This is a genomic window from Streptococcus pneumoniae, assembly GCA_040719455.1.
In the GTDB taxonomy this organism is placed as follows: Bacteria; Bacillota; Bacilli; order Lactobacillales; family Streptococcaceae; genus Streptococcus; species Streptococcus pneumoniae_G.
In genome coordinates this window covers 1816228-1836088 of record JBFDTN010000001.1, presented here as the reverse complement: position 1 = coordinate 1836088, position 19861 = coordinate 1816228, and the positions used below count along the sequence as shown (strand labels likewise).

The 19861-nt window shown below is 39.7% G+C and carries 31 protein-coding genes, 1 tRNA gene and 1 pseudogene; 2 read left to right on the top strand and 31 right to left on the bottom strand.

Annotation, left to right across the window (positions count from 1 at the left end; translation table 11 throughout):
- Positions 1–121: 121 nt before the first annotated feature.
- From AB1I63_08930 to AB1I63_08920, 3 genes and pseudogenes are all read right to left on the bottom strand, one after another.
- Positions 122–271 (bottom strand): hypothetical protein, encoded by a 150-nt coding sequence (locus AB1I63_08930; GenBank protein ID MEW4354971.1) that lies wholly within the window; start codon positions 269–271, stop codon positions 122–124.
- 75 nt (positions 272–346) lie between these two features.
- Positions 347–814: a sigma-70 family RNA polymerase sigma factor gene (locus AB1I63_08925; GenBank protein MEW4354970.1), complete on the bottom strand. Its 468-nt coding sequence runs from the start codon at positions 812–814 to the stop codon at positions 347–349.
- Between the two features lie 755 nt (positions 815–1569).
- Positions 1570–2589, bottom strand: a pseudogene (locus AB1I63_08920) (IS30 family transposase).
- A 184-nt stretch (positions 2590–2773) separates the two neighbouring features.
- Between AB1I63_08920 and AB1I63_08915 the strand changes: the two are divergent.
- A tRNA-Glu gene (locus tag AB1I63_08915) sits at positions 2774–2845 on the top strand.
- A 223-nt stretch (positions 2846–3068) separates the two neighbouring features.
- On the opposite strand, the gene AB1I63_08910 is transcribed toward AB1I63_08915, so the two are convergent.
- Positions 3069–4385, bottom strand: a complete 1317-nt coding sequence (locus AB1I63_08910) for a gamma-glutamylcysteine synthetase (protein ID MEW4354969.1) — start codon at positions 4383–4385, stop codon at positions 3069–3071.
- Positions 4386–4594: 209 nt separating this feature from the next.
- Between AB1I63_08910 and AB1I63_08905 the strand changes: the two genes are divergently transcribed.
- On the top strand, positions 4595–5851 hold the full coding sequence (locus AB1I63_08905; protein MEW4354968.1) for an ISL3 family transposase: 1257 nt from the start codon (positions 4595–4597) through the stop codon (positions 5849–5851).
- 206 nt (positions 5852–6057) lie between these two features.
- On the opposite strand, the gene rplQ is transcribed toward AB1I63_08905, so the two are convergent.
- From rplQ to rplD, 27 genes are all read right to left on the bottom strand, one after another.
- A complete protein-coding gene (gene rplQ / locus AB1I63_08900) occupies positions 6058–6444 on the bottom strand; it encodes a 50S ribosomal protein L17 (GenBank protein ID MEW4354967.1) in 387 nt (128 codons plus the stop codon).
- Positions 6445–6455: 11 nt separating this feature from the next.
- On the bottom strand, positions 6456–7394 hold the full coding sequence (locus tag AB1I63_08895) for a DNA-directed RNA polymerase subunit alpha (protein MEW4354966.1): 939 nt from the start codon (positions 7392–7394) through the stop codon (positions 6456–6458).
- Between the two features lie 43 nt (positions 7395–7437).
- Positions 7438–7821 carry a 30S ribosomal protein S11 gene (gene rpsK, locus AB1I63_08890; protein ID MEW4354965.1) on the bottom strand — a complete coding sequence of 128 codons (384 nt, stop codon included), beginning with the start codon at positions 7819–7821 and terminating at the stop codon, positions 7438–7440.
- Between the two features lie 17 nt (positions 7822–7838).
- On the bottom strand, positions 7839–8204 hold the full coding sequence (rpsM, locus tag AB1I63_08885) for a 30S ribosomal protein S13 (GenBank protein MEW4354964.1): 366 nt from the start codon (positions 8202–8204) through the stop codon (positions 7839–7841).
- Positions 8205–8221: 17 nt separating this feature from the next.
- Entirely contained in the window at positions 8222–8338 is a 117-nt protein-coding gene (rpmJ, locus tag AB1I63_08880; GenBank protein ID MEW4354963.1) for a 50S ribosomal protein L36, read from the bottom strand.
- A 24-nt stretch (positions 8339–8362) separates the two neighbouring features.
- A complete protein-coding gene (infA, locus tag AB1I63_08875) occupies positions 8363–8581 on the bottom strand; it encodes a translation initiation factor IF-1 (GenBank protein MEW4354962.1) in 219 nt (72 codons plus the stop codon).
- Positions 8582–8697: 116 nt separating this feature from the next.
- Complete coding sequence (locus tag AB1I63_08870) at positions 8698–9339, bottom strand: adenylate kinase (GenBank protein ID MEW4354961.1); 642 nt, start codon at positions 9337–9339, stop codon at positions 8698–8700.
- 117 nt (positions 9340–9456) lie between these two features.
- Positions 9457–10761: a preprotein translocase subunit SecY gene (secY, locus tag AB1I63_08865; GenBank protein MEW4354960.1), complete on the bottom strand. Its 1305-nt coding sequence runs from the start codon at positions 10759–10761 to the stop codon at positions 9457–9459.
- A 12-nt stretch (positions 10762–10773) separates the two neighbouring features.
- Positions 10774–11214: a 50S ribosomal protein L15 gene (rplO, locus tag AB1I63_08860; protein ID MEW4354959.1), complete on the bottom strand. Its 441-nt coding sequence runs from the start codon at positions 11212–11214 to the stop codon at positions 10774–10776.
- Positions 11215–11422: 208 nt separating this feature from the next.
- On the bottom strand, positions 11423–11605 hold the full coding sequence (gene rpmD, locus AB1I63_08855) for a 50S ribosomal protein L30 (GenBank protein ID MEW4354958.1): 183 nt from the start codon (positions 11603–11605) through the stop codon (positions 11423–11425).
- Positions 11606–11618: 13 nt separating this feature from the next.
- The gene (gene rpsE, locus AB1I63_08850) at positions 11619–12113 is read right to left on the bottom strand and encodes a 30S ribosomal protein S5 (protein ID MEW4354957.1); all 495 of its coding nucleotides are present in this window, start codon (positions 12111–12113) and stop codon (positions 11619–11621) included.
- Positions 12114–12131: 18 nt separating this feature from the next.
- Entirely contained in the window at positions 12132–12488 is a 357-nt protein-coding gene (gene rplR, locus AB1I63_08845) for a 50S ribosomal protein L18 (protein MEW4354956.1), read from the bottom strand.
- 85 nt (positions 12489–12573) lie between these two features.
- Entirely contained in the window at positions 12574–13110 is a 537-nt protein-coding gene (rplF, locus tag AB1I63_08840) for a 50S ribosomal protein L6 (GenBank protein ID MEW4354955.1), read from the bottom strand.
- Positions 13111–13474: 364 nt separating this feature from the next.
- Positions 13475–13873 carry a 30S ribosomal protein S8 gene (gene rpsH / locus AB1I63_08835; GenBank protein ID MEW4354954.1) on the bottom strand — a complete coding sequence of 133 codons (399 nt, stop codon included), beginning with the start codon at positions 13871–13873 and terminating at the stop codon, positions 13475–13477.
- A 329-nt stretch (positions 13874–14202) separates the two neighbouring features.
- Positions 14203–14388 carry a type Z 30S ribosomal protein S14 gene (locus AB1I63_08830; protein ID MEW4354953.1) on the bottom strand — a complete coding sequence of 62 codons (186 nt, stop codon included), beginning with the start codon at positions 14386–14388 and terminating at the stop codon, positions 14203–14205.
- A 17-nt stretch (positions 14389–14405) separates the two neighbouring features.
- Positions 14406–14948: a 50S ribosomal protein L5 gene (gene rplE / locus AB1I63_08825; GenBank protein MEW4354952.1), complete on the bottom strand. Its 543-nt coding sequence runs from the start codon at positions 14946–14948 to the stop codon at positions 14406–14408.
- A gap of 23 nt (positions 14949–14971) precedes the next feature.
- Entirely contained in the window at positions 14972–15277 is a 306-nt protein-coding gene (gene rplX / locus AB1I63_08820; GenBank protein MEW4354951.1) for a 50S ribosomal protein L24, read from the bottom strand.
- 79 nt (positions 15278–15356) lie between these two features.
- A complete protein-coding gene (gene rplN, locus AB1I63_08815) occupies positions 15357–15725 on the bottom strand; it encodes a 50S ribosomal protein L14 (protein MEW4354950.1) in 369 nt (122 codons plus the stop codon).
- Positions 15726–15750: 25 nt separating this feature from the next.
- A complete protein-coding gene (rpsQ, locus tag AB1I63_08810; GenBank protein MEW4354949.1) occupies positions 15751–16011 on the bottom strand; it encodes a 30S ribosomal protein S17 in 261 nt (86 codons plus the stop codon).
- Between the two features lie 23 nt (positions 16012–16034).
- Positions 16035–16241: a 50S ribosomal protein L29 gene (rpmC, locus tag AB1I63_08805; protein MEW4354948.1), complete on the bottom strand. Its 207-nt coding sequence runs from the start codon at positions 16239–16241 to the stop codon at positions 16035–16037.
- A gap of 9 nt (positions 16242–16250) precedes the next feature.
- Positions 16251–16664: a 50S ribosomal protein L16 gene (gene rplP, locus AB1I63_08800; protein MEW4354947.1), complete on the bottom strand. Its 414-nt coding sequence runs from the start codon at positions 16662–16664 to the stop codon at positions 16251–16253.
- 3 nt (positions 16665–16667) lie between these two features.
- Positions 16668–17321 (bottom strand): 30S ribosomal protein S3, encoded by a 654-nt coding sequence (gene rpsC / locus AB1I63_08795; GenBank protein MEW4354946.1) that lies wholly within the window; start codon positions 17319–17321, stop codon positions 16668–16670.
- A gap of 12 nt (positions 17322–17333) precedes the next feature.
- Positions 17334–17678 carry a 50S ribosomal protein L22 gene (gene rplV / locus AB1I63_08790; GenBank protein ID MEW4354945.1) on the bottom strand — a complete coding sequence of 115 codons (345 nt, stop codon included), beginning with the start codon at positions 17676–17678 and terminating at the stop codon, positions 17334–17336.
- 14 nt (positions 17679–17692) lie between these two features.
- The gene (rpsS, locus tag AB1I63_08785; protein ID MEW4354944.1) at positions 17693–17971 is read right to left on the bottom strand and encodes a 30S ribosomal protein S19; all 279 of its coding nucleotides are present in this window, start codon (positions 17969–17971) and stop codon (positions 17693–17695) included.
- A 99-nt stretch (positions 17972–18070) separates the two neighbouring features.
- Positions 18071–18904: a 50S ribosomal protein L2 gene (rplB, locus tag AB1I63_08780; protein MEW4354943.1), complete on the bottom strand. Its 834-nt coding sequence runs from the start codon at positions 18902–18904 to the stop codon at positions 18071–18073.
- A gap of 17 nt (positions 18905–18921) precedes the next feature.
- Positions 18922–19221: a 50S ribosomal protein L23 gene (locus tag AB1I63_08775; GenBank protein MEW4354942.1), complete on the bottom strand. Its 300-nt coding sequence runs from the start codon at positions 19219–19221 to the stop codon at positions 18922–18924.
- A complete protein-coding gene (rplD, locus tag AB1I63_08770; GenBank protein MEW4354941.1) occupies positions 19221–19844 on the bottom strand; it encodes a 50S ribosomal protein L4 in 624 nt (207 codons plus the stop codon). The genes AB1I63_08775 and rplD overlap by 1 nt, the downstream gene beginning before the upstream one ends.
- Between the last annotated feature and the right edge of the window lie 17 nt (positions 19845–19861).

The window sequence follows — 19861 nt, the reverse complement described above, 5'->3', positions numbered from 1 at the left end:
CTTAGTATATCACCTATCCATTTCTTTGTCAACACTTTTTTTCGTTTTTTTTGATTTTTTTATTACTTTTTTTAATCCTTTTTTGATTGATAAGGTGTTTTTCTCTATTTTAAAATATTTTCTATACCCCTCCCTCTTCTGAACTTTTTTTACTTATTTCCAAGATTTTTTCTACATGGACTTGATAACTCTCATAATCCATCCGTAAATGAAGTCCGCTTTTGTAATAATAGCCAAGATAGCTCCCTTTATGTCTCTTATATGTGTTCATACTTTCTCCTTTTTCTCTATGTTCCTGTTCTTTTTAGTTTTTGTATTGTAGATACGCTCTATAGTGAGGGTGCTTTTACTCCCAGTCTCTTAAATGGATGCGTAAGTCTCGTAAGAGTTTGCGGCGTCCTTTAAATCGTTCATCGGCGAGTAAGCGGTCGTACTGCTCTTGTAAGTCTGGGGTGAGTCCTGAGCGATAACGGCTGAGTTGGTCTTTTAGTAGATAGGCTTCATCAGGGAGTAAGCCTCCTGTATGTAATCTATGTCCTACTTCACTTACTTCTTCATACGACATTCTATCTAATCTCCTTTTCTGGCTTTCTTGTTTCCGAATCACATCTAAGACATGATTACGGAACTTGGTCTTATAATACACATACAATCTACTGTCTTCCAAGTCTAGGTGTTGACTCAATAATTGATACAGGACTAGCATTCCTTCTTGGTCCCAATCACCTAACTCCCATAGATGGACATAGTAATCCTTTCTACATCTCATGACGATACCTCGTACTTTTCTATAAACCTTCCCGAAATCCTCCATAGCCTTCAGCCTCCTTTCCTCTCTGTATATAGTCTAGCAGAGAATGAAATGCTTTGAATGACTTTTCCCTATATAGACTGAAAATTCAGCTGTCTAGTCTCTTGAATTAGATAAAACTGACAATACAGGCGCATAATGAGTCATTTCAGATATCAAAAAAATTGAGTTCTATTACAAGAACTCAATTTAATCCTTAATTTTCTTCCATTTTTGACTTGATTTCATCATAGGATAATGCGGGGGGGGTACTGGATGACTCATCTTCTGAAGAAGCTGGCATAGTGCCTGTTTCATAGAGTGAGGTAACGTGTGAGTCAATATACTCCGAAGATTCATTAGTCTATACAATCAGATCTGCTTTTGTTGGCATGTAGCTTAAACCTTTTAGCTATATGTTATCTTTGTCTTGAATATGACAGTGTCTATATTCTTTTTGCTTTCATATTCATAAAACTACGAAATATAATTAAACGAATCTCTAAAATTTTTATAAGGTACTTTTCTTAAAAATTCATTAACTTTTGTGCTAATTCACTGACATTTAAAAATTAAAATTTTTTACTTATCTGCTCAACTATCTAATCTAAATAACACAAAAAGTTTCTATTTTTTATAAAACATCTGAGAGTCCTTTTAATCTATCTTACACCATGCTAACAATCTAAAAAGATGAATTATTTGTGTCAAAACTTATATTTGCCGAATTGTCAAGTTAAGTGCAACAGTGTGTATCTGATGTAAAGTTGAGTTTGGTATTAGGCTGCTTGGGCTATCCCAAGCAGAGTTTTGGCAGACTGATAGCCTAATAATCTTCTTGGTCTCTGGTTGATGGCTGAGGTAGCCGTAGCTAAGCTCTCAGCTGTGATGAATTTGAGCGATTTACCTTTTGGGATAAACTCCCTAAGCAAGCCATTAAAGTTCTCATTGGTGCCTCGTTCGTGTGAGGAATAGGCATGAGCATAGTACACCTAAACCCCTTCTAATTGACTCAGAGTCGCAAACTCCGCCCCGTTATCCGCTGTGATGGATTTGATGGGGTACTCCTTAAGGAGTTGAGACACGGCTTCGTTCACATACTCCGCCTTCTTCCCAGCCAGATAGACGGTGATCGCGTAGCGTGTCTTGCGTTCAATCAGGGTCAGGATAGATGGCTCTCCAGCTGTTTTCAATCCAAGGACAGAGTCAATCTCCCAATGTCCAAACTCAGAACGATTATTGATTTCTTCTAGGCGTTCCTCAATGGAAGTCCCCAAATGCTTCTTAGTTGATGTACGCTTCTTGACCTTTGGTTTTAGTCGCATGGCACGAGGTAAGTCAATAGGCTTAACTGCCAGTAATCCTTGATGAATATAGGTGTACATGGTTTTAGTGCTGGGAACTAGCTCATCAGGATTGTCCTGCTTATAGGCATGAATAAAGGTATCGACACTATGAATTCTTGGCTGAGCCAACATGGCCTCCGTAAAGGCGGTTAGGAAAGACTCTGAGACCTTTTCAAGTTTCAGACAGTAAACAGCCTCCCGCCTCTTTTCAGCCAGATTTTGGGCTGTCTCATCGAAATAGTCCTGAAAATAAACGAGTTTACCATTGACTTTCTTGACTTGCTGGACAGAGCCACGCTTAATCTCGCGTGAGATGCTGGAACGGTGAACGCCTATTCTACGAGCAATCTCAGCCATGGAATGACCATCAGACAACCAAGCCTGAATTTTCCCTCTCTGACCAGCTGTCAGATGCTTATAAGAACGTTTTGTGGTACAATCAGTAGTGGACATGTTTATCTATCTTTCTATACTTTGTTTCGCAACTTTAGTATATCAGATAAACATGTCTTTTTCTGTTGCACTTCATTTTACAACGGGGGAAAACTTATATTTTTAGAAAAATTATAAATTTCTTCCACATTTAGAGTTTTAGGGCTTGACTTCTAATAGTTTTTACGGTATTATATACATACATGGTCCGTTGGTCAAGGGGTTAAGACACCGCCTTTTCACGGCGGTAACACGGGTTCGAATCCCGTACGGACTATAACATTAAGAAAGGCAGATGGATATCCAACTGTCTTTTTCTTATTGTTTCCATTCAAATACATCATATTTCATACATAAACAAGTAGAGACAATAATAATGCTGACTTTAAAAAAGAATCTGAGCCTAAAAATTCCTGACTACTAAAAAACCAGAACTTCTATCGATAGAAGTTCTGGTTTCTAGTTTTATGGTCTTCTTCAGTTGTATTTAAGAAAAAAATTCACTTTCTAAAAGCAACAATATTATACAGTACTCCTTCAAATTTAGATCCTACTTGATCAAATAAAGGATATAAATACATTTCTTCTCCTTGATGTCTCTGCTCCAATCCTTTTCTACTTAATTGCAACAATTCTTTGGAAAATTGAACAATGGCTTTCTGTTCCTCCACGTCTAATGGTTGGGCAAACTTACGGCGTAACTGTCGATACTCTCTTCCATATCTTTGGAAAAAGAAAGACTCTCGCAATAAGCTTTCTAATTTCTCTAATTCGACTAATAATCCAAGATGAAAAGCGGCAGAAGAAAAAGTCAGCTCAAAATTTTGCGTACAAACACTGCGAAATTCAACTGTGCCTCGCGTTGTTAAGTCTTGATACTGGTAACTCCGATGCGTTGAAAAATCCTTCTCAGAGGGCTTAATCAAAGTCTTCTGACCTGTTAGGCTAAAAGCTTCTATTTTATCTTGCTTCAAATAATCTTTTACCTGAATTGGGTAAAAATAGTAGCTTTCACCATCTCGATGCGCTGTAAAAATAGCTGATTGATTCAGATAATCAAAAAATTCACTCTCTGTTTGAAAATCATAAGGAAAGACACCAACATTTTCAGAGAAAATACCATGCATAGACTCTTCCCAAAACAGATCACGTGCTACATTTGTCGTCCATTCTGAAGGCTCAAAAGTAGAATTGGCAAACAAAAAGGCTTTTGCTGGCTCAATCTGGTTAAACGCATTTATAACTCTGAGATAATTTGTTTTTGTGACATCCAATTGAACCTGACTGCCACAAATGAATGCTCCGTATTGAGGATAAGGATGAAGAAAAGGGTTATCTAGAGACTTCGATAATGCTAAATAATGCATCAGCATCTCGTAACGAGGCGAGGACACCGGACGATTGTCATTTTGCTGCCACTGAGGATGAATTCCCCAGCCTTGCAATTCGTGCTCATACGAGCGTAAATACGACTGTATAATCTTGAGGTACTGTTCAAAACGTTCTTCAACTTCCTGAATAACTTTTGCTTTTCCAAATGCAAATTCTAAAATATTATAAGATACTTCAAACAATAAGCAATCTCCTGTTTTTGGGCAGGAAAGCTGAATCGGATTTCCTTGTCGATCTCTTTTTTCAATCACAAAATTCAGTGTTTCTGCTAAAAATCCCATCAACTGCTGACTTACTCGGATATCCGTAGCTTGACCTTTACAATTAACAATAGGAAATTCTAATTCAATACCGATAAATAGCTCTGTTTCTTCCTTCAATGCTTCTGTATAGCGCTGATATAATAATTCCAGTGATCTCTCCATAGATTGCTCCAAAAACTCATTTTTTATATTATAGCAAATATAATTGTAGTAGACTAGCATTTTTCCTTTTGGATAGCTAAAAACGGGTTCTATAATTTCTGTAGTGGGTAACTCCCACTGAAGAGATTACAGGGCTTTTTCAGTGTAGAAAAAAAGTCCCATATAATCTATCATGAAAAGCAACCAAACTACTCATTAGAAAGAATCATATGGAACGACTTAATAATACCACAAATCTTATCGGAATAAAAGATAAAAATATCACGATCACTTCTGCTTACAAGATTAAATCCCATATCCTCCTTCAAGCAACCTTAGATTATCCTTCTCCTTCTTGTCCTCACTGCCAGGGAAAAATGATAAAGTATGACTTCCAACGAGAATACTCGATTCCTATTCTTGATCTTCAAGGATTTCCTACTCTTCTAAAACTTAGAAAACGACGCTTTAAATGCAAGTGTTGTCTACGTGTATCCGTAGCTCAAACGCCTCTCGTCAAGAAACATCATCAAATTTCTCAACCTATCTGGGACAAAATCACTCAACTACATACGGAAAGACTAACGAACTCTGATATCACTAAGAAGAACCACGTGTCTGTCTCTACCGTACAGCGAAAGCTGACTAAATTCTCCTTCAAAGAAGACTACTCAAGACTTCCTGATATCCTATCTTGGGATGAATTCTCTAGAAACAAGGGAAAACTAGCCTTCATTGCTCAGGATTACAAGACGAAAAAGATCATTGCTATCCTTGAGAATAATCGGCAAACTACCATCAAAAACTATTTCTATAAATATTCTAAAGAAGCTAGAAAGGATGTTAAAGTCGTCACCCTAGACATGTCGGGAGCTTACATTCCCATCATCAAGCTGCTCTTTCCTAATGCCAAAATTGTCCTCGATCGCTTCCATATCATCCAACATCTCAATCGTGCCATGATGGCAACTAGAATCGCCATTATGAAGCAGTTTGATAAGCAGTCATTACCTTACCGTATCTTGAAGAATCACTGGCGAATACTCCACAAAGACAGCCGCAAGCTCTCTGATAAACTCTTCTATTCGCGGACACTACGTGAAACGAGAACACCTAAAGAAATCGTAGATATAGCGCTTAAATTCTCAGATGAATTTCAATTCTATTACGACCTCTATCAGCTCCTCTTATTCCACTTTCAAGAAAAGAATAGCCTTCACTTTTTTTCACTTATGGAAGATACTATAAAGCTTGTTAATCCACCTTTTAAGAAAGTCTTCAAGACTTTTCTACGATACAAGAAATATATTAGGAATGCTTTAGAGCCTCCCTATTCTAATGCTAAGCTAGAAGCTACCAACAAACTTATCAAAGACATCAAACGACAAGCTTTTGGTTTTAGAAATTTTAGTAACTTTAAAACTAAAATTCTCATCACCTTAAACATCAAAAAAGAGAGGAACAATAAGATCCTCTCTAGGGTTTAGATTCTCATCTACCCACTACAGTTGACAAAGTGCCCTAAAAACGCCTGCTTACGAAATTGTTTTTCTTAAAAGCAATTTCGTAAACAAGCGTCTGCTTGTGATCTTTATGATGAGTGTTCCCGCTGGGTTCCCCCAGCGGTAGACCAGAGCTAGACTAAGAATGCCACAACATTCCATCATCATAACACTCAACAAAATTGATGATCTTATACAAGTTCAATGATTGCCATTGGGGCAGCATCACCACGACGTGGTTCTGTTTTAAGGATACGAGTGTATCCACCGTTACGCTCTGCATAACGAGGCGCTAATTCAGAGAACAATTTTTGAAGAGCAGTTGTTGATGTGTATTTATCAGCTGCTTCATCGTAGTTTTCTGATGCAATTTCGTTACGTACAAACGCTGCTGCTTGACGACGAGCATGCAAATCACCACGTTTACCTAGAGTGATCATTTTTTCAACGGTTTTACGGATTTCTTTCGCACGAGCTTCAGTTGTTACGATAGATTCGTTGATAATCAAATCCGTAGTCAAATCGCGAAGCATTGCTTTACGTTGTGAGCTAGTACGTCCTAGTTTACGGTAAGCCATGTATTCCTCCTTTATTTATCGTTTTTTAGTCCAAGGCCAAGATCCGCCAATTTAACTTTGACTTCTTCAAGACTCTTACGACCTAGATTTCTTACTTTCATCATTTCAGGCTCAGATTTTTCTGTCAAATCAAAGACAGTGTTGATTCCGGCACGTTTCAAACAGTTGTATGAGCGAACAGATAGATCCAATTCTTCAATCGTGCGATCTAAGATACGATCATCTGATGACTTATCAACCTCTTTCATCACATCAGTCGCTTTTGCTACTTCTGTCAAGTCTGTAAAGAGATCCAAATGTTCTGTCAAAATACGCGCAGAAAGTCCTAGAGCATCCTCAGGGATAATTGTCCCGTCAGTCATGATTTCAAGGGTTAGTTTGTCAAAACCATCATTGCTACCAACACGAGCTGGCTCAACTTGGTAATTAACTTTTTTCACTGGCGTATAGATTGCATCTACCGCAAGTGTTCCCACTGGTGCATCATCTGCTTTATTTTCATCTGCTGGAACATAACCACGACCAGTATTGACTGTCATGACTGCTTTAAAGCGTGCTCCTTCGCTAATAGTAAAGAGATAATGATCAGGGTTTACAATTTCAATATCGCTATCTGTCAAAATATCTCCGGCAGTGATTTCTGCTGGGCCTTCAACATCAAGTTCAATTGTCTTTTCGTCATCGACGTAAGATTTAACAGCAATGCCCTTAACGTTCAAAATAATTTGCATCACGTCTTCACGGACACCTGGAACTGTATCAAATTCGTGTAGGACTCCTTCAATATTGATAGAAGTCACGGCTGCTCCTGGTAGGGAAGCAAGAAGGACACGACGAAGAGAGTTTCCAAGCGTTGTACCATAACCACGTTCAAGTGGTTCTACTACAAACATGCCATAATCTTTATTTTCATCAATTTTTGTTATATTTGGTTTTTCAAACTCAATCATTTAGTTACTCCCTCTTAAACGAAAAGCAGTGTAAGATTCTGAATTATACACGGCGACGTTTTGGAGGACGAGCACCATTGTGTGGCACAGGAGTCACATCACGAATTGCTGTTACTTCAAGACCAGCGGCAGCAAGAGCACGAATAGCAGACTCACGACCTGAACCTGGACCTTTTACAGTAACTTCAACTGATTTAAGACCGTGTTCTTGTGCTGATTTAGCAGCTGCTTCAGATGCCATTTGAGCCGCAAATGGTGTAGATTTACGAGAACCTTTGAAACCAAGGGCACCAGCTGATGACCAAGCAATTGCATTACCATGCACATCAGTAATCATAACAATAGTGTTATTAAATGTAGCGTGAATATGAGCGATACCAGATTCGATATTCTTTTTCACACGACGTTTACGTGTTGGTTTAGCCAATTTTTTTACCTCCTATTTTATTTTTTCTTACCTGCAATCGCAACAGCTTTACCTTTACGAGTGCGAGCGTTATTTTTGGTATTTTGTCCACGGACAGGAAGTCCACGACGGTGACGAATACCACGGTATGAACCGATTTCCATCAAACGTTTGATGTTCAAGTTTACTTCACGACGAAGGTCACCTTCAACTTTGATTGCATCTACTTCACGACGAATAGCGTCTTCTTGATCAGATGTCAAATCTTTTACACGAATATCTTCTGAGATTCCTGCTGCTGCAAGAATTTTCTTAGAAGTTGGAAGACCGATACCGTACACATAAGTAAGTGATACGACTACACGTTTGTCATTTGGAATGTCAACTCCAGCAATACGAGCCATGTTTTCTCCTTTCTAAATTATCCTTGACGTTGTTTGTGTTTTGGATTTGCTGGGCAAATTACCATAACACGACCATTACGACGAATAACTTTGCAGTATTCGCAAATTGGTTTGACCGATGGTCTTACTTTCATTTCTTATCCCTCCAATTTTTTCGACTATTTAAAGCGGTAAGTGATACGTCCACGTGTCAAGTCGTATGGACTCATTTCCACAGTAACACGATCTCCCGCTAAAATACGAATATAGTTTTTACGAATTTTACCAGAAACTGTTGCTAAAATCTGATGTCCATTTTCAAGTTCAACCGTAAACATAGCATTTGGCATGGTATCGACTACCTTACCTTCTACTTCAATCACATCGTCTTTTGCCACGCAAAAGTACCTCCCTAAATTTCGATTCGTACCTCTCTATACAGAGGTAACAATTATAAGTCAGACTAATTCATTTTACCACTACTTTGCCACTAATGCAAGTAGGAAAACCGCTTTTATTGCAATTTTGTAAGGACTTTTTCGATATCTGCAAAGACTGCCTCAATTTCTTGATTGCCTTCTATATCATGAACTAGACCTTTGGCACGGTAATGTTCAATAATCGGCTCACCTTGTGCAATATTCACATCCAAGCGACGTTTAACAGTCTCTGGCTTATCATCTTCTCGTTGGTAATAATCATCTTCATTATAATCCCCAGCTGGTGGATTGAAGACTTTATGGAAGGTCTCACCTGTTTCTTTATGGATGATACGACCGCTCAAACGCTCCAATAGACTCGCTGGGTCCACTTGAATATTGATAACCCCTTCAAGGTCAATACCAAGGCTAGCTAGTGTTTCATCTAAAGCGTGTGCCTGATCAATCGTACGTGGGTAACCATCTAGCAAGAAACCGTGTTCTTTGATATCATCTTGAGCTAAACGCTCTTTCACAATACCATTTGTCACTTCATCTGGTACGAGTTCACCCTTGTCAATATAAGACTTGGCAAGTACACCCATCTCTGTTTGGTTCGCCATAGCTGCACGGAACATATCTCCAGTTGAGATATGAGCAACATTGAATTGTTCAACAATTTTAGCTGCTTGAGTTCCTTTACCAGCACCTGGCAAACCCATAATCAAAAGATTCATGATTGTTCTCCTTATTTTGTTTTTAAAGAAACCTATTCGTATAGAATAAATTTCTTTAAAAACAAAATAGAAGGCTGGGATTCTCGTGAATCCACAGCACTGCTATTTCACATTTATTTACTCTGCTTCCATAAAACCAGTGTATTTCCGTTTTAGGAGATAGCCTTCTAGTTGTTTCATTCCTTCAATACCTGTTGAGATAATAATCAAAAGACTAGTACCACCAAGAGCAATCGCATCTGATAATCCAAAGACATCTTTTGCGACAATCGGTAAAATCGAAATAAAACCTAGGAAAAGAGATCCTACTGTCGCTAAGCGACGAAGGAGTTTCGACATATACTCCTCAGTTCCCTTACCAGGACGAACGCCATGGATATACGCACCACTCTTTTGAAGATTTTCCGCTGTTTTTTCAGGATTAATCTGTACAAATGTATAAAAGAATGTAAATAGAATAATCAAGAGTGCATACATCGCAATTCCACTTGGAGTTGTCGTTGCAAATAAGTCTTGAATAGTCCGCACCCATTGTCCATCATGTCCAGTTGAACGCAAGAATTGTAAGATAGCAGCTGGAGCAGCTGTAATCGAACTTGCAAAGATAACAGGAATCACTCCTGCTGGATTGACCTTCAATGGAAGATAGGAACTAGAAGGTGCTCCTTGTGCCCGTTTTGTATATTGGATTGGAATTTTGTATTCTGCTTGTTGCACGAATGTTGTGAAATAAATAATCAACAAGACAGCAATCACTAAAATGCTGACAAAGATAATAGAAGAATTAATACGATCACTTGGGACATTGACAAAGTAATCTTCATAGATTCCTTTAATCATGCCTGGAATTGCAGAAACAATCCCAGCAAAGATAATCATAGAAACACCATTTCCATATCCCTTATCTGTAATTTGCTCACCTAACCATGTCACAATCATTGAACCTGTGGTCAAGATAGAGCCAATCAACAAATAGGTCTGCCAGTTTGGAGTTGCGACTAATTTCGCACTTGATAACGTATGAAAACCAGCCGTAATCCCAATCGATTGTACAAAGGCTAGGATTAAAGCAATGTAACGAGTTGCTTGATTGAGCTTTCTACGGCCAACCTCACCTTGCTTGCCCCACTCTACAAACTTCGGTACGATATCCATCTGCAAGAGCTGGACAACGATAGAAGCTGTAATGTAGGGACTCACTCCCAGTGCAAAGACTGAGAAATTTTTCATCGCATTTCCCGATACAAGACTTAACATATTCAAGAAAGATAGCCCACTTAGAGCTTCTAAACTCTTTGCATTCACCCCTGGTACAGTGATGTTTGTCCCCATACGAAAGACAAAAATGATGAATAGAGTAAAGAAGATTTTTGAGCGTACTTGCTTAATTTTTAAGGCATCTTTTAATAATTTAAAAAACATATGTCACCTCTCTTAGATGACTTCAACTGAACCACCTTTAGCAGTGATAGCTTCTTCAGCTGATTTAGAGAATTTAGCTGCTTTCACAGTCAATTTCTTAGTCAATTCACCGTTACCAAGAATTTTGATTCCTGATTTTTCAGCTTTAACGATACCTGATTCCACCAAAACAACTGGTGTTACTTCAGCACCATCTTCAAATACGTTCAATTGATCAAGGTTTACAATTGCGTATTCTTTAGCATTGATATTTGTGAATCCACGTTTTGGAAGACGACGGAACAATGGAGTTTGTCCACCCTCGAAGCCTAGACGTACTCCGCCACCGCTACGAGCTTTTTGACCTTTTTGTCCACGTCCAGATGTTTTACCGTTACCTGATGATGTACCACGACCAACACGGTTACGAGTTTTACGAGAACCTGCAGCAGGTTGCAATTCATGAAGTTTCATTTTTTCTTTCTCCTTATGTGTAAAATGCTAGCGCCTTTAGGCTGGGTAAGGCCTCAACCTAAAAACTCGCCTATACGAATGGACAGTAAGTCGCAAAGATTTCTCTAAGCGACTTCGTCCTGTGTTTATTTTTTGAAATATACAAGTATTGATTAGAAAATCAATCTTGTCAGGACTCAACTACAAAATGAAAGATTTGCGTTTTGTCTTATTTTACTTCTTCAACGGTTACCAAGTGAGATACTGCTGTGATCATACCACGGATTGCAGCGTTATCTTCTTTGATAACTGAGCTGTTCAATTTGCCAAGTCCAAGTGCTACAACAGTTTTACGTTGTGACGGAATGCGTCCGATTGGAGACTTAGTCAAAGTAATTTTAATTTGAGCCATGTTATCCCCCTTCTTAAGCCAAGTCAGAAACTGAAATACCACGAAGGGCAGCAACTTCTTCAGCACGTTTCAATTGTTTCAATCCTTCAACAGTTGCGCGAACGATGTTGATTGGAGTGTTAGAACCAAGTGATTTAGAAGTAATATCAGCTACACCTGCCAACTCGATAACGGCACGAACCGCACCACCCGCAGCAACTCCAGCCCCTTCTACAGCTGGTTTCAACAATACACGAGCTCCACCAAATTCAGATGTTACTTCGTGAGGAATTGTTGTTCCAACCATTGGTACTTCAATCAAGTTTTTCTTCGCATCTTCTACCGCTTTACGGATAGCTTCTGGTACTTCTTGAGCTTTACCAGTACCAAAACCTACACGACCGTTACGATCTCCTACAACTACAAGAGCTGCAAAGCGAAGACGACGTCCACCTTTAACAACTTTTGTAACGCGGTTAATCGCAACTACGCGTTCTTCAAGTTCAACTGCATTGTCTTTAAATGCCATTTTTTAGTGTCCTCCCTATTAGAATTTCAATCCGTTTTCACGAGCTGCATCAGCCAAAGCTTTTACACGTCCGTGATATAGATATCCACCGCGGTCGAACACCACTTCAGTAATACCTTTAGCAACTGCACGTTCAGCAACTAGTTTACCAACAACAACGGCTTGTTCAGTTTTAGTTCCTTTTGAAACTTCTTTGTCAAGAGTTGAAGCGCTTGCGAGCGTTACACCCGCTACGTCATCAATTACTTGAGCGTAGATGCCTGTATTAGAACGAAATACGTTCAAACGTGGGCGATCAGCAGTTCCAGAGAGTTTTCCGCGTACACGTTTGTGGCGTTTTTGGCGGATTTTATTTTTATCTGGTTTCGAAATCACAATATTCACCTCTTAATTTTTTTCGTGTGCTTATGCACAGATTAAATACATGGATTGAAAAGGTTGAAAAATCAACCAATCCATATTATTTACCTGTTTTACCTTCTTTACGGCGAACGAATTCACCAACGTAGCGGATACCTTTACCTTTGTATGGTTCTGGAGCACGCAAGCTACGAACGTAAGCAGCTGTTTGACCAACTACTTCTTTTGAAATTCCGCTAACTACGATTGTAGTTGGGTTTGGAAGTTCAAATGTAATACCTGCAGGAGCTTCAACTTCGTCTGGATGAGATTTACCAACAGCCAAAACAAGTTTTGTCCCTTGAAGTTGTGCACGGTATCCAACCCCACGCATTTCAAGTTCTTTCTTGAATCCTTCTGATACACCAACAACCATGTTGTTCAAAAGGGCACGAGTTGTTCCGTGGATTGTTTTCATTTCTTTAGAATCGTTTGGACGGTGAAGAGTTACTTCTGTACCTTCCACACGGATTTCAATATCTTTAGAGAACTCACGAGTAAGCTCTCCTTTAGGTCCTTTTACAGTTACCACATTGTCCTTGTTTGTCAATTCAACACCAGCAGGCAATGTAATCACTTTATTACCAATACGTGACATGTTTTTCTTTCTCCTGTTAGATTATCAAGCCGATTCGGCTAGTTTTCACGGGGAAGCTAAGATGCAAAGGGCGTTTAAAAGCCGAAGTGAAAATAGGAAAATTGTGAACAGTCCTTCGGGACTGGAGTAAATTTTATCTTTTTCACACTGGCTTTAGCCCGTGCTCAATTAGCTTTCTAGTTTTTGATAAATAATCAGAACTCGGACTTTGCAAAATAGATAATCAATCTTGCAGTGCCCGTAATACTCATTATATCATCTAGGTTTCAAATTCTAAATGAGTCTAGGCATTGCCTTGCAGGCAGTACTGACGTACGGCAAAAGGCAATAACGACGAATCATGACGAATTTGGAAGCTAGAATCTTACCAAACGTAGGCGATTACTTCACCACCAACATTCTTTTGGCGTGCTTCTTTATCAGTCAACAAGCCTTCAGAAGTTGAAAGGATTGCAATTCCAAGTCCGTTAAGAACTTTTGGAAGATCTTCACGTTTTTTGTACACACGAAGACCTGGTTTTGAAACACGTTTCAAGTTTGTGATAACTTTTTCACCGTTTGGTCCGTATTTCAAGAATACGCGGATAACGCCTTGTTTGTTATCTTCGATGTACTCAACGTTTTTTACAAAGCCTTCACGTTTAAGAATTTCAGCAATTCCTTTTTTAATGTTTGATGCAGGAACTTCAAGCACTTCGTGTTTTGCTTGGTTTGCATTACGAATGCGTGTCAAAAAGTCTGCAATTGGGTCAGTCATAACCATTTTAAGATTCTCCTCTTACTAGTAGTTTGAAGTTTTCACTTGCTAGTTAACAATGATACAAAGAGCGTGACAACCACCGCAAAAATAGGAGAATTGACATAGGAGTGACGCTCCTAAGCAATTCTATCTTTTTTGCAAAGGTTGTAGCTCGTGTTCAAATCAGCTAGTGTGATAATGTTGTATCATCCTTGAACTAAGTGATTAGTTCTATATTATCATTGAGTTCAGGCTAAACGCTGGGCAAAAAAAGATAAATTTATCTAGGTGCAAGCACCTTTGCTAAACTTCCTATTTTTGCTGAGCGTTTTTAACGCCTTCATATCATATTATTACCAAGAAGCTTTGGTAACGCCTGGGATTTGTCCTTTGTATGCTAATTCACGGAAGCAAACACGGCACAATTTGAACTTGCGGTAAACTGAATGTGGACGTCCACATTTTTCGCAACGAGTGTAAGCTTGCGTAGAGAACTTCGCTGGGCGTTTGTTCTTAGCAATCATTGATTTTTTAGCCATTAGATTTACCTCCTATATTATTTTGCAAAAGGCATTCCAAGGCCTGTAAGCAATTCGCGTGACTCTTCGTCAGTATTAGCAGTTGTTACGATAACGATGTCCATACCACGAGTTTTATCAACATCATCAAAGTTGATTTCTGGGAAAATCAATTGCTCTTTCACACCAAGTGTGTAGTTTCCACGTCCATCAAATGATTTTGTTGGAACTCCATGGAAGTCACGAACACGTGGAAGTGATACAGTAACCAATTTATCCAAGAACTCATACATACGTTCGCCACGAAGGGTTACTTTCGCACCGATTGCAACACCTTCACGAAGACGGAAGCCGGCGATAGATTTTTTAGCTTTAGTGATAAGCGGTTTTTGTCCTGAGATAAGAGCAAGCTCTTCAGCTGCTTTTTCAAGGTTTTTAGCGTTTGATACAGCGTCTCCAACACCCATGTTCAAAACGATCTTATCTACTTTTGGCACTGCCATAACTGATGAGTAGTTAAATTTTTCTGTCAAAGCAGGAACTACTTCATTAAGATATTTTTCTTTTAAACGATTAGCCATGTTACTTCTCCTTTCCTTCGTGATTAATCAAGCACTTCGCCTGATTTTTTATTGTAACGAACTTTTTTGCCATCTACAAATTTGTAGCCAACACGTCCTGCAACACCATTTTTATCAAGAACTTGAACGTTTGATACATGGATTGGTGCTTCTTTTTCTACGATAGCACCTTGAGGGTATTCGTTATTTGGTTTTTGGTGTTTTTTAACGATGTTTACACCTTCAACAACAACTTTGTTGACTTTTGGAAGAGCTGTAAGGACTTTAGCTTCAACGCCTTTGTCTTTACCAGCGATTACGCGAACTTTATCGCCTGATTTTACAAACATTGGTTTCTCCTTTTATTTCTTACGCCCACAAGGGCACCCTGAAAGGATGTCTTTCAGGGGACTGCGTTTGTTTTTTTGATTAAAGTACTTCTGGGGCAAGTGACACGATCTTCATGAAACCACCTTCACGCAATTCGCGTGCAACTGGGCCAAAGATACGTGTTCCGCGAGGTGTTTTATCTTCACGGATAATAACCGCAGCATTTTCGTCAAATTTGATGTATGAACCATCAGCACGACGAGCACCTGATTTAGTACGTACGATAACTGCTTTTACAACGTCACCTTTTTTAACCGCACCACCAGGAGTTGCTTGTTTTACAGATGCTACGATAACATCACCGATACTTGCGAATTTACGTTTTGAACCACCAAGAACTTTGATTGTCAAGATTTCGCGAGCACCGCTGTTGTCAGCAACTTTCAAACGAGTTTCTGTTTGAATCATTTCAATTTTCTCCTTTCAGGTTTGATTAGATGATAACCGCTTCTTCAACGACTTCTACAAGACGGAAACGTTTTGTAGCTGAAAGCGGACGAGTTTCCATGATACGAACGATATCGCCTTCTTTAGCGACGTTGTTTTCATCATGAGCTTTGTATTTTTTAGAGTAGTTAATACGTTTACCATAGACTGGGTGGTTACGTTTTGTTTCAACTACAACTGTGATTGTTTTGTCCATTTTGTCAGAAACGACACGTCCGACAAGAACTTTACGATTATTGCGTTCCATTGAAATTCTCCTTCCCTAGTCTATTATTTAACTTCTGATTGAACAGTTTTGATACGAGCGATTTGTTTTTTCACTTCTTTCAAGCGTCCTGTTTGTTCTAATTGACCAGCAGCTGCTTGGAAACGAAGTTCGAACAATTCTTTTTTCAATTCATTTTCACGCTTCGCGAGCTCTTCTTGAGAAAGTCCACGAAGTTCTTTAACAAATTCTTTTACTTCATTAAGTTTCATGTCTTCTCCTTATTCTGCTTCACGTTTTACGAATTTGCATTTAACTGGCAATTTGTGGCTTGCAAGACGAAGTGCTTCGCGAGCGATTTCTTCTGAAACGCCAGCAACTTCAAACATCACTTTACCACGTTTAACTGGTGCTACCCAACCTTCAGGTGCCCCTTTACCAGATCCCATACGTACCCCGATAGCTTTAGCGGTGTATGATTTGTGTGGGAAGATTTTGATCCAAACTTTACCACCACGTTTCATATAACGAGTCATCGCGATACGGGCTGCTTCGATTTGACGGTTTGTGATCCAGTGGCTAGTTGTTGCTTGAAGACCGTATTCACCGAAATCTACTTGTTTTCCGCCTTTTGCTTCACCGCGCATTTTTCCACGGAATTCACGACGGTGTTTAACACGTTTAGGTACTAACATTGGTTATTTACCTCCTTTAGTGTTTTTACGAGCAGGAAGAACTTCACCACGGTAGATCCATACTTTAACACCAAGTTTACCGTAAGTTGTAAGAGCTTCTTCCCAAGCGTAATCGATATCCGCACGAAGTGTGTGAAGCGGAACTGTTCCTTCAGAATATCCTTCTGCACGAGCGATGTCAGCACCGTTCAAACGTCCAGATACTTGAGTTTTGATTCCTTTAGCTCCAGCACGCATTGCACGTTGGATAGCTTGTTTTTGAGCACGACGGAAAGCAACACGTTGCTCTAATTGGCGAGCAATTCCTTCACCAACAAGGTGTGCATCCAAATCAGGTTGTTTGATTTCGATGATGTTGATGTGAACTTGTTTTCCAGTCATTTTGTTTAATTTTGCACGAAGTGCATCAACGTTTGCTCCACCTTTACCGATAACCATACCTGGTTTTGCAGTGTGAAGTGAAACGATGACTTTATTAACTGCGCGTTCAATTTCAATTGTTGAAACTGCTGCATCAGCCAATTCTTTTTGAATAAATTTGCGGATTGCAAGATCCTCATGAAGGTAATCCGCGTATTCTTTTTCAGCATACCATTTGGCATCCCAGTCACGGATGATGCCGACACGCATACCAATTGGATGTACTTTTTGACCCACGATTTTACCTCCTTATTTTTCTGCAACAACCACTGTAATGTGGGCTGTGCGTTTGTTGATTGGTGAAGCTGAACCTTTCGCACGTGGACGGAAACGTTTCAATGTTGGTCCTTCGTTTGCGTATGCTTCAGATACTACCAAGTTTGCTTTTTCCAAACCAAAGTTGTTTTCAGCGTTAGCGATTGCTGAGTTTAATACTTTCTCAATAATGCCAGCAGCTTTGTTTGGAGTGAATTTCAAAATTGCGATTGCGTCAGCGACGTTTTTACCACGAATATTGTCAAGAACTAGACGAGATTTACGAGGTGAAACGCGCACTGTACGAGCCATTGCTTTAGCTGAAGTAATTTCTGCCATGTTTTTCTCCTCTCTTATCTACGTGTTTTCTTATCGTCAGCTGCGTGACCTTTGTAAGTACGAGTTGGTGCAAATTCACCAAGTTTGTGACCTACCATGTCTTCTTGGATGTAAACAGGTACGTGTTTACGTCCGTCATAAACTGCGATTGTGTATCCAATGAAACTTGGGAAGATCGTTGAACGACGTGACCAAGTTTTGATTACTTTTTTCTTTTCGTCGTTTGCTTGAGCTTCAACTTTTTTCATCAAATGCTCATCGACGAAAGGTCCTTTTTTAAGACTGCGTCCCATTTTAGTGTTTTCTCCTTTAAAATATGTACCACAGCGGCCTGCCTTGCAAATGCAAGGCTACCGAGCTGGCGGATAATGTTTTATGCTACTTGTAACAGATTATTTCTCGTTGCGACGACGAACGATAAGCTTGTTAGATTTTGCTTTCTTGTTACGAGTTTTAAGTCCAAGAGCAGGTTTGCCCCATGGAGTAGATGGTGCTTTACGACCAACTGGTGCTTTACCTTCACCACCACCGTGTGGGTGATCATTCGGGTTCATTACAGAACCGCGAACAGTTGGACGGATACCTTTCCAGCGGCTACGTCCCGCTTTACCAAGGTTTACAAGTCCGTGTTGTTCGTTTCCGACAACACCAACTGTTGCACGACAAGCTCCAAGGATCATACGAACTTCGCCTGATTGAAGACGAACAAGTGTATATTTACCTTCTTGTCCCAATACTTGAGCAGATGCTCCAGCTGCACGGACCAACTCTCCACCACGACCTGGTTTCAACTCGATGTTGTGGATAAGGGTACCGACTGGAATGTTTGCAAGTGGAAGAGCGTTTCCGACTTTGATATCTGCTTCTGGACCTGAAACGATACGTTGACCAACTTCAAGACCTTTTGGAGCGATGATGTATGCTTTCACACCGTCAGTGTAGTGCACAAGTGCGATGTTCGCTGAACGGTTTGGATCGTACTCGATAGTTTTAACTACTGCTTCAACAGCGTCTTTGTTACGTTTGAAGTCAATCAAACGGTAGTGACGTTTGTGACCGCCACCTTGGTGACGAACAGTGATGCGTCCGTTGTTGTTACGACCAGCTTTGCTCTTCAATGAAACAAGCAAAGTTTTTTCTGGAGTGCTAGTAGTGATCTCAGCAAAATCCAAAGAAGTCATATTACGGCGACCATTTGTAGTTGGTTTATAAACTCTGATTCCCACGATATTTCCTCCTTAGATTATTCTGCATCAGCAGCTGCAAACAACTCGATTGCTTTTGAATCAGCTGTAAGCGTGATGATTGCTTTTTTAGTTTTAGAAGTAAAACCAGTGTAGCGTCCAACACGTTTTGCTTTTGGTTTTACGTTGATTGTGTTCACATTTGCAACTTTTACACCTTCAAATGCTGCTTCAACAGCTTGTTTGATGAGAAGTTTGTGAGCGCGAGTATCTACTTCAAAGACATATTTGCCTGCTTCAAGCTGAGCCATTGAGCTTTCAGTGATGACAGGCTTTTTGATTACGTCATACAAATTCATTATGCAAGAACCTCCTCGATTTTAGAGATAGCTGCTTGAGTTACAAGAAGTTTGTCTGCATTTGCAATGTCAAGAACGCTTGCAGTTGTAGCAGTTGCAACTTTCACGTTTGGAAGGTTACGAGCTGAAAGTGCTGCGAATTCATTTCCTTCTTCAAGAATTACAAGAACTTTTGTATCAATGCTAAGTGCTGCAAGAACTTTTGCAAATTCAGCAGTTTTTGGAGCTGTAAATGAAAGGCTGTCAACCGCTACAAATTTGCTGTCAGCAACTTTTTCTGAGTAAACAGATTTAAGTGCCAAACGACGAACCTTTTGTGGAAGTTTGTAAGCGTATGAACGTGGAGTTGGTCCAAAGACTACACCACCACCACGCCATTGTGGAGAACGGATAGACCCTTGACGAGCACGTCCAGTTCCTTTTTGACGCCATGGTTTGCGTCCACCACCTGATACTGCAGAGCGGTTTTTAACAGCGTGAGTTCCTTGACGAAGGCTCGCACGTTGGCTGATGATGACATCAAACACAACTGCTTGGTTTGGTTCGATACCAAAGACTGCATCGTTAAGAACTACTTCACCAGCTTGTTTACCAGTTTGGTCAAATAATGTTACGTTTGCCATTGTGACTGATTTCCCCT

What these genes read in the sequence shown, in the direction of transcription:
- AB1I63_08930 (MEW4354971.1), bottom strand. Translation starts at nt 271, where the DNA reads ATGAACACATATAAGAGACATAAAGGGAGCTATCTTGGCTATTATTAC.
- AB1I63_08925 (MEW4354970.1), bottom strand. Translation starts at nt 814, where the DNA reads ATGGAGGATTTCGGGAAGGTTTATAGAAAAGTACGAGGTATCGTCATG.
- AB1I63_08910 (MEW4354969.1), bottom strand. Translation starts at nt 4,385, where the DNA reads ATGGAGAGATCACTGGAATTATTATATCAGCGCTATACAGAAGCATTG.
- AB1I63_08905 (MEW4354968.1), top strand. Translation starts at nt 4,595, where the DNA reads ATGGAACGACTTAATAATACCACAAATCTTATCGGAATAAAAGATAAA.
- rplQ (MEW4354967.1), bottom strand. Translation starts at nt 6,444, where the DNA reads ATGGCTTACCGTAAACTAGGACGTACTAGCTCACAACGTAAAGCAATG.
- AB1I63_08895 (MEW4354966.1), bottom strand. Translation starts at nt 7,394, where the DNA reads ATGATTGAGTTTGAAAAACCAAATATAACAAAAATTGATGAAAATAAA.
- rpsM (MEW4354964.1), bottom strand. Translation starts at nt 8,204, where the DNA reads ATGGCTCGTATTGCTGGAGTTGACATTCCAAATGACAAACGTGTAGTC.
- rpmJ (MEW4354963.1), bottom strand. Translation starts at nt 8,338, where the DNA reads ATGAAAGTAAGACCATCGGTCAAACCAATTTGCGAATACTGCAAAGTT.
- AB1I63_08870 (MEW4354961.1), bottom strand. Translation starts at nt 9,339, where the DNA reads ATGAATCTTTTGATTATGGGTTTGCCAGGTGCTGGTAAAGGAACTCAA.
- secY (MEW4354960.1), bottom strand. Translation starts at nt 10,761, where the DNA reads ATGTTTTTTAAATTATTAAAAGATGCCTTAAAAATTAAGCAAGTACGC.
- rplO (MEW4354959.1), bottom strand. Translation starts at nt 11,214, where the DNA reads ATGAAACTTCATGAATTGCAACCTGCTGCAGGTTCTCGTAAAACTCGT.
- rpmD (MEW4354958.1), bottom strand. Translation starts at nt 11,605, where the DNA reads ATGGCTCAAATTAAAATTACTTTGACTAAGTCTCCAATCGGACGCATT.
- rpsE (MEW4354957.1), bottom strand. Translation starts at nt 12,113, where the DNA reads ATGGCATTTAAAGACAATGCAGTTGAACTTGAAGAACGCGTAGTTGCG.
- rplF (MEW4354955.1), bottom strand. Translation starts at nt 13,110, where the DNA reads ATGTCACGTATTGGTAATAAAGTGATTACATTGCCTGCTGGTGTTGAA.
- rpsH (MEW4354954.1), bottom strand. Translation starts at nt 13,873, where the DNA reads ATGGTTATGACTGACCCAATTGCAGACTTTTTGACACGCATTCGTAAT.
- AB1I63_08830 (MEW4354953.1), bottom strand. Translation starts at nt 14,388, where the DNA reads ATGGCTAAAAAATCAATGATTGCTAAGAACAAACGCCCAGCGAAGTTC.
- rplE (MEW4354952.1), bottom strand. Translation starts at nt 14,948, where the DNA reads ATGGCTAATCGTTTAAAAGAAAAATATCTTAATGAAGTAGTTCCTGCT.
- rplX (MEW4354951.1), bottom strand. Translation starts at nt 15,277, where the DNA reads ATGTTTGTAAAATCAGGCGATAAAGTTCGCGTAATCGCTGGTAAAGAC.
- rplN (MEW4354950.1), bottom strand. Translation starts at nt 15,725, where the DNA reads ATGATTCAAACAGAAACTCGTTTGAAAGTTGCTGACAACAGCGGTGCT.
- rpsQ (MEW4354949.1), bottom strand. Translation starts at nt 16,011, where the DNA reads ATGGAACGCAATAATCGTAAAGTTCTTGTCGGACGTGTCGTTTCTGAC.
- rpmC (MEW4354948.1), bottom strand. Translation starts at nt 16,241, where the DNA reads ATGAAACTTAATGAAGTAAAAGAATTTGTTAAAGAACTTCGTGGACTT.
- rplP (MEW4354947.1), bottom strand. Translation starts at nt 16,664, where the DNA reads ATGTTAGTACCTAAACGTGTTAAACACCGTCGTGAATTCCGTGGAAAA.
- rplV (MEW4354945.1), bottom strand. Translation starts at nt 17,678, where the DNA reads ATGGCAGAAATTACTTCAGCTAAAGCAATGGCTCGTACAGTGCGCGTT.
- rpsS (MEW4354944.1), bottom strand. Translation starts at nt 17,971, where the DNA reads ATGGGACGCAGTCTTAAAAAAGGACCTTTCGTCGATGAGCATTTGATG.
- AB1I63_08775 (MEW4354942.1), bottom strand. Translation starts at nt 19,221, where the DNA reads ATGAATTTGTATGACGTAATCAAAAAGCCTGTCATCACTGAAAGCTCA.
- rplD (MEW4354941.1), bottom strand. Translation starts at nt 19,844, where the DNA reads ATGGCAAACGTAACATTATTTGACCAAACTGGTAAACAAGCTGGTGAA.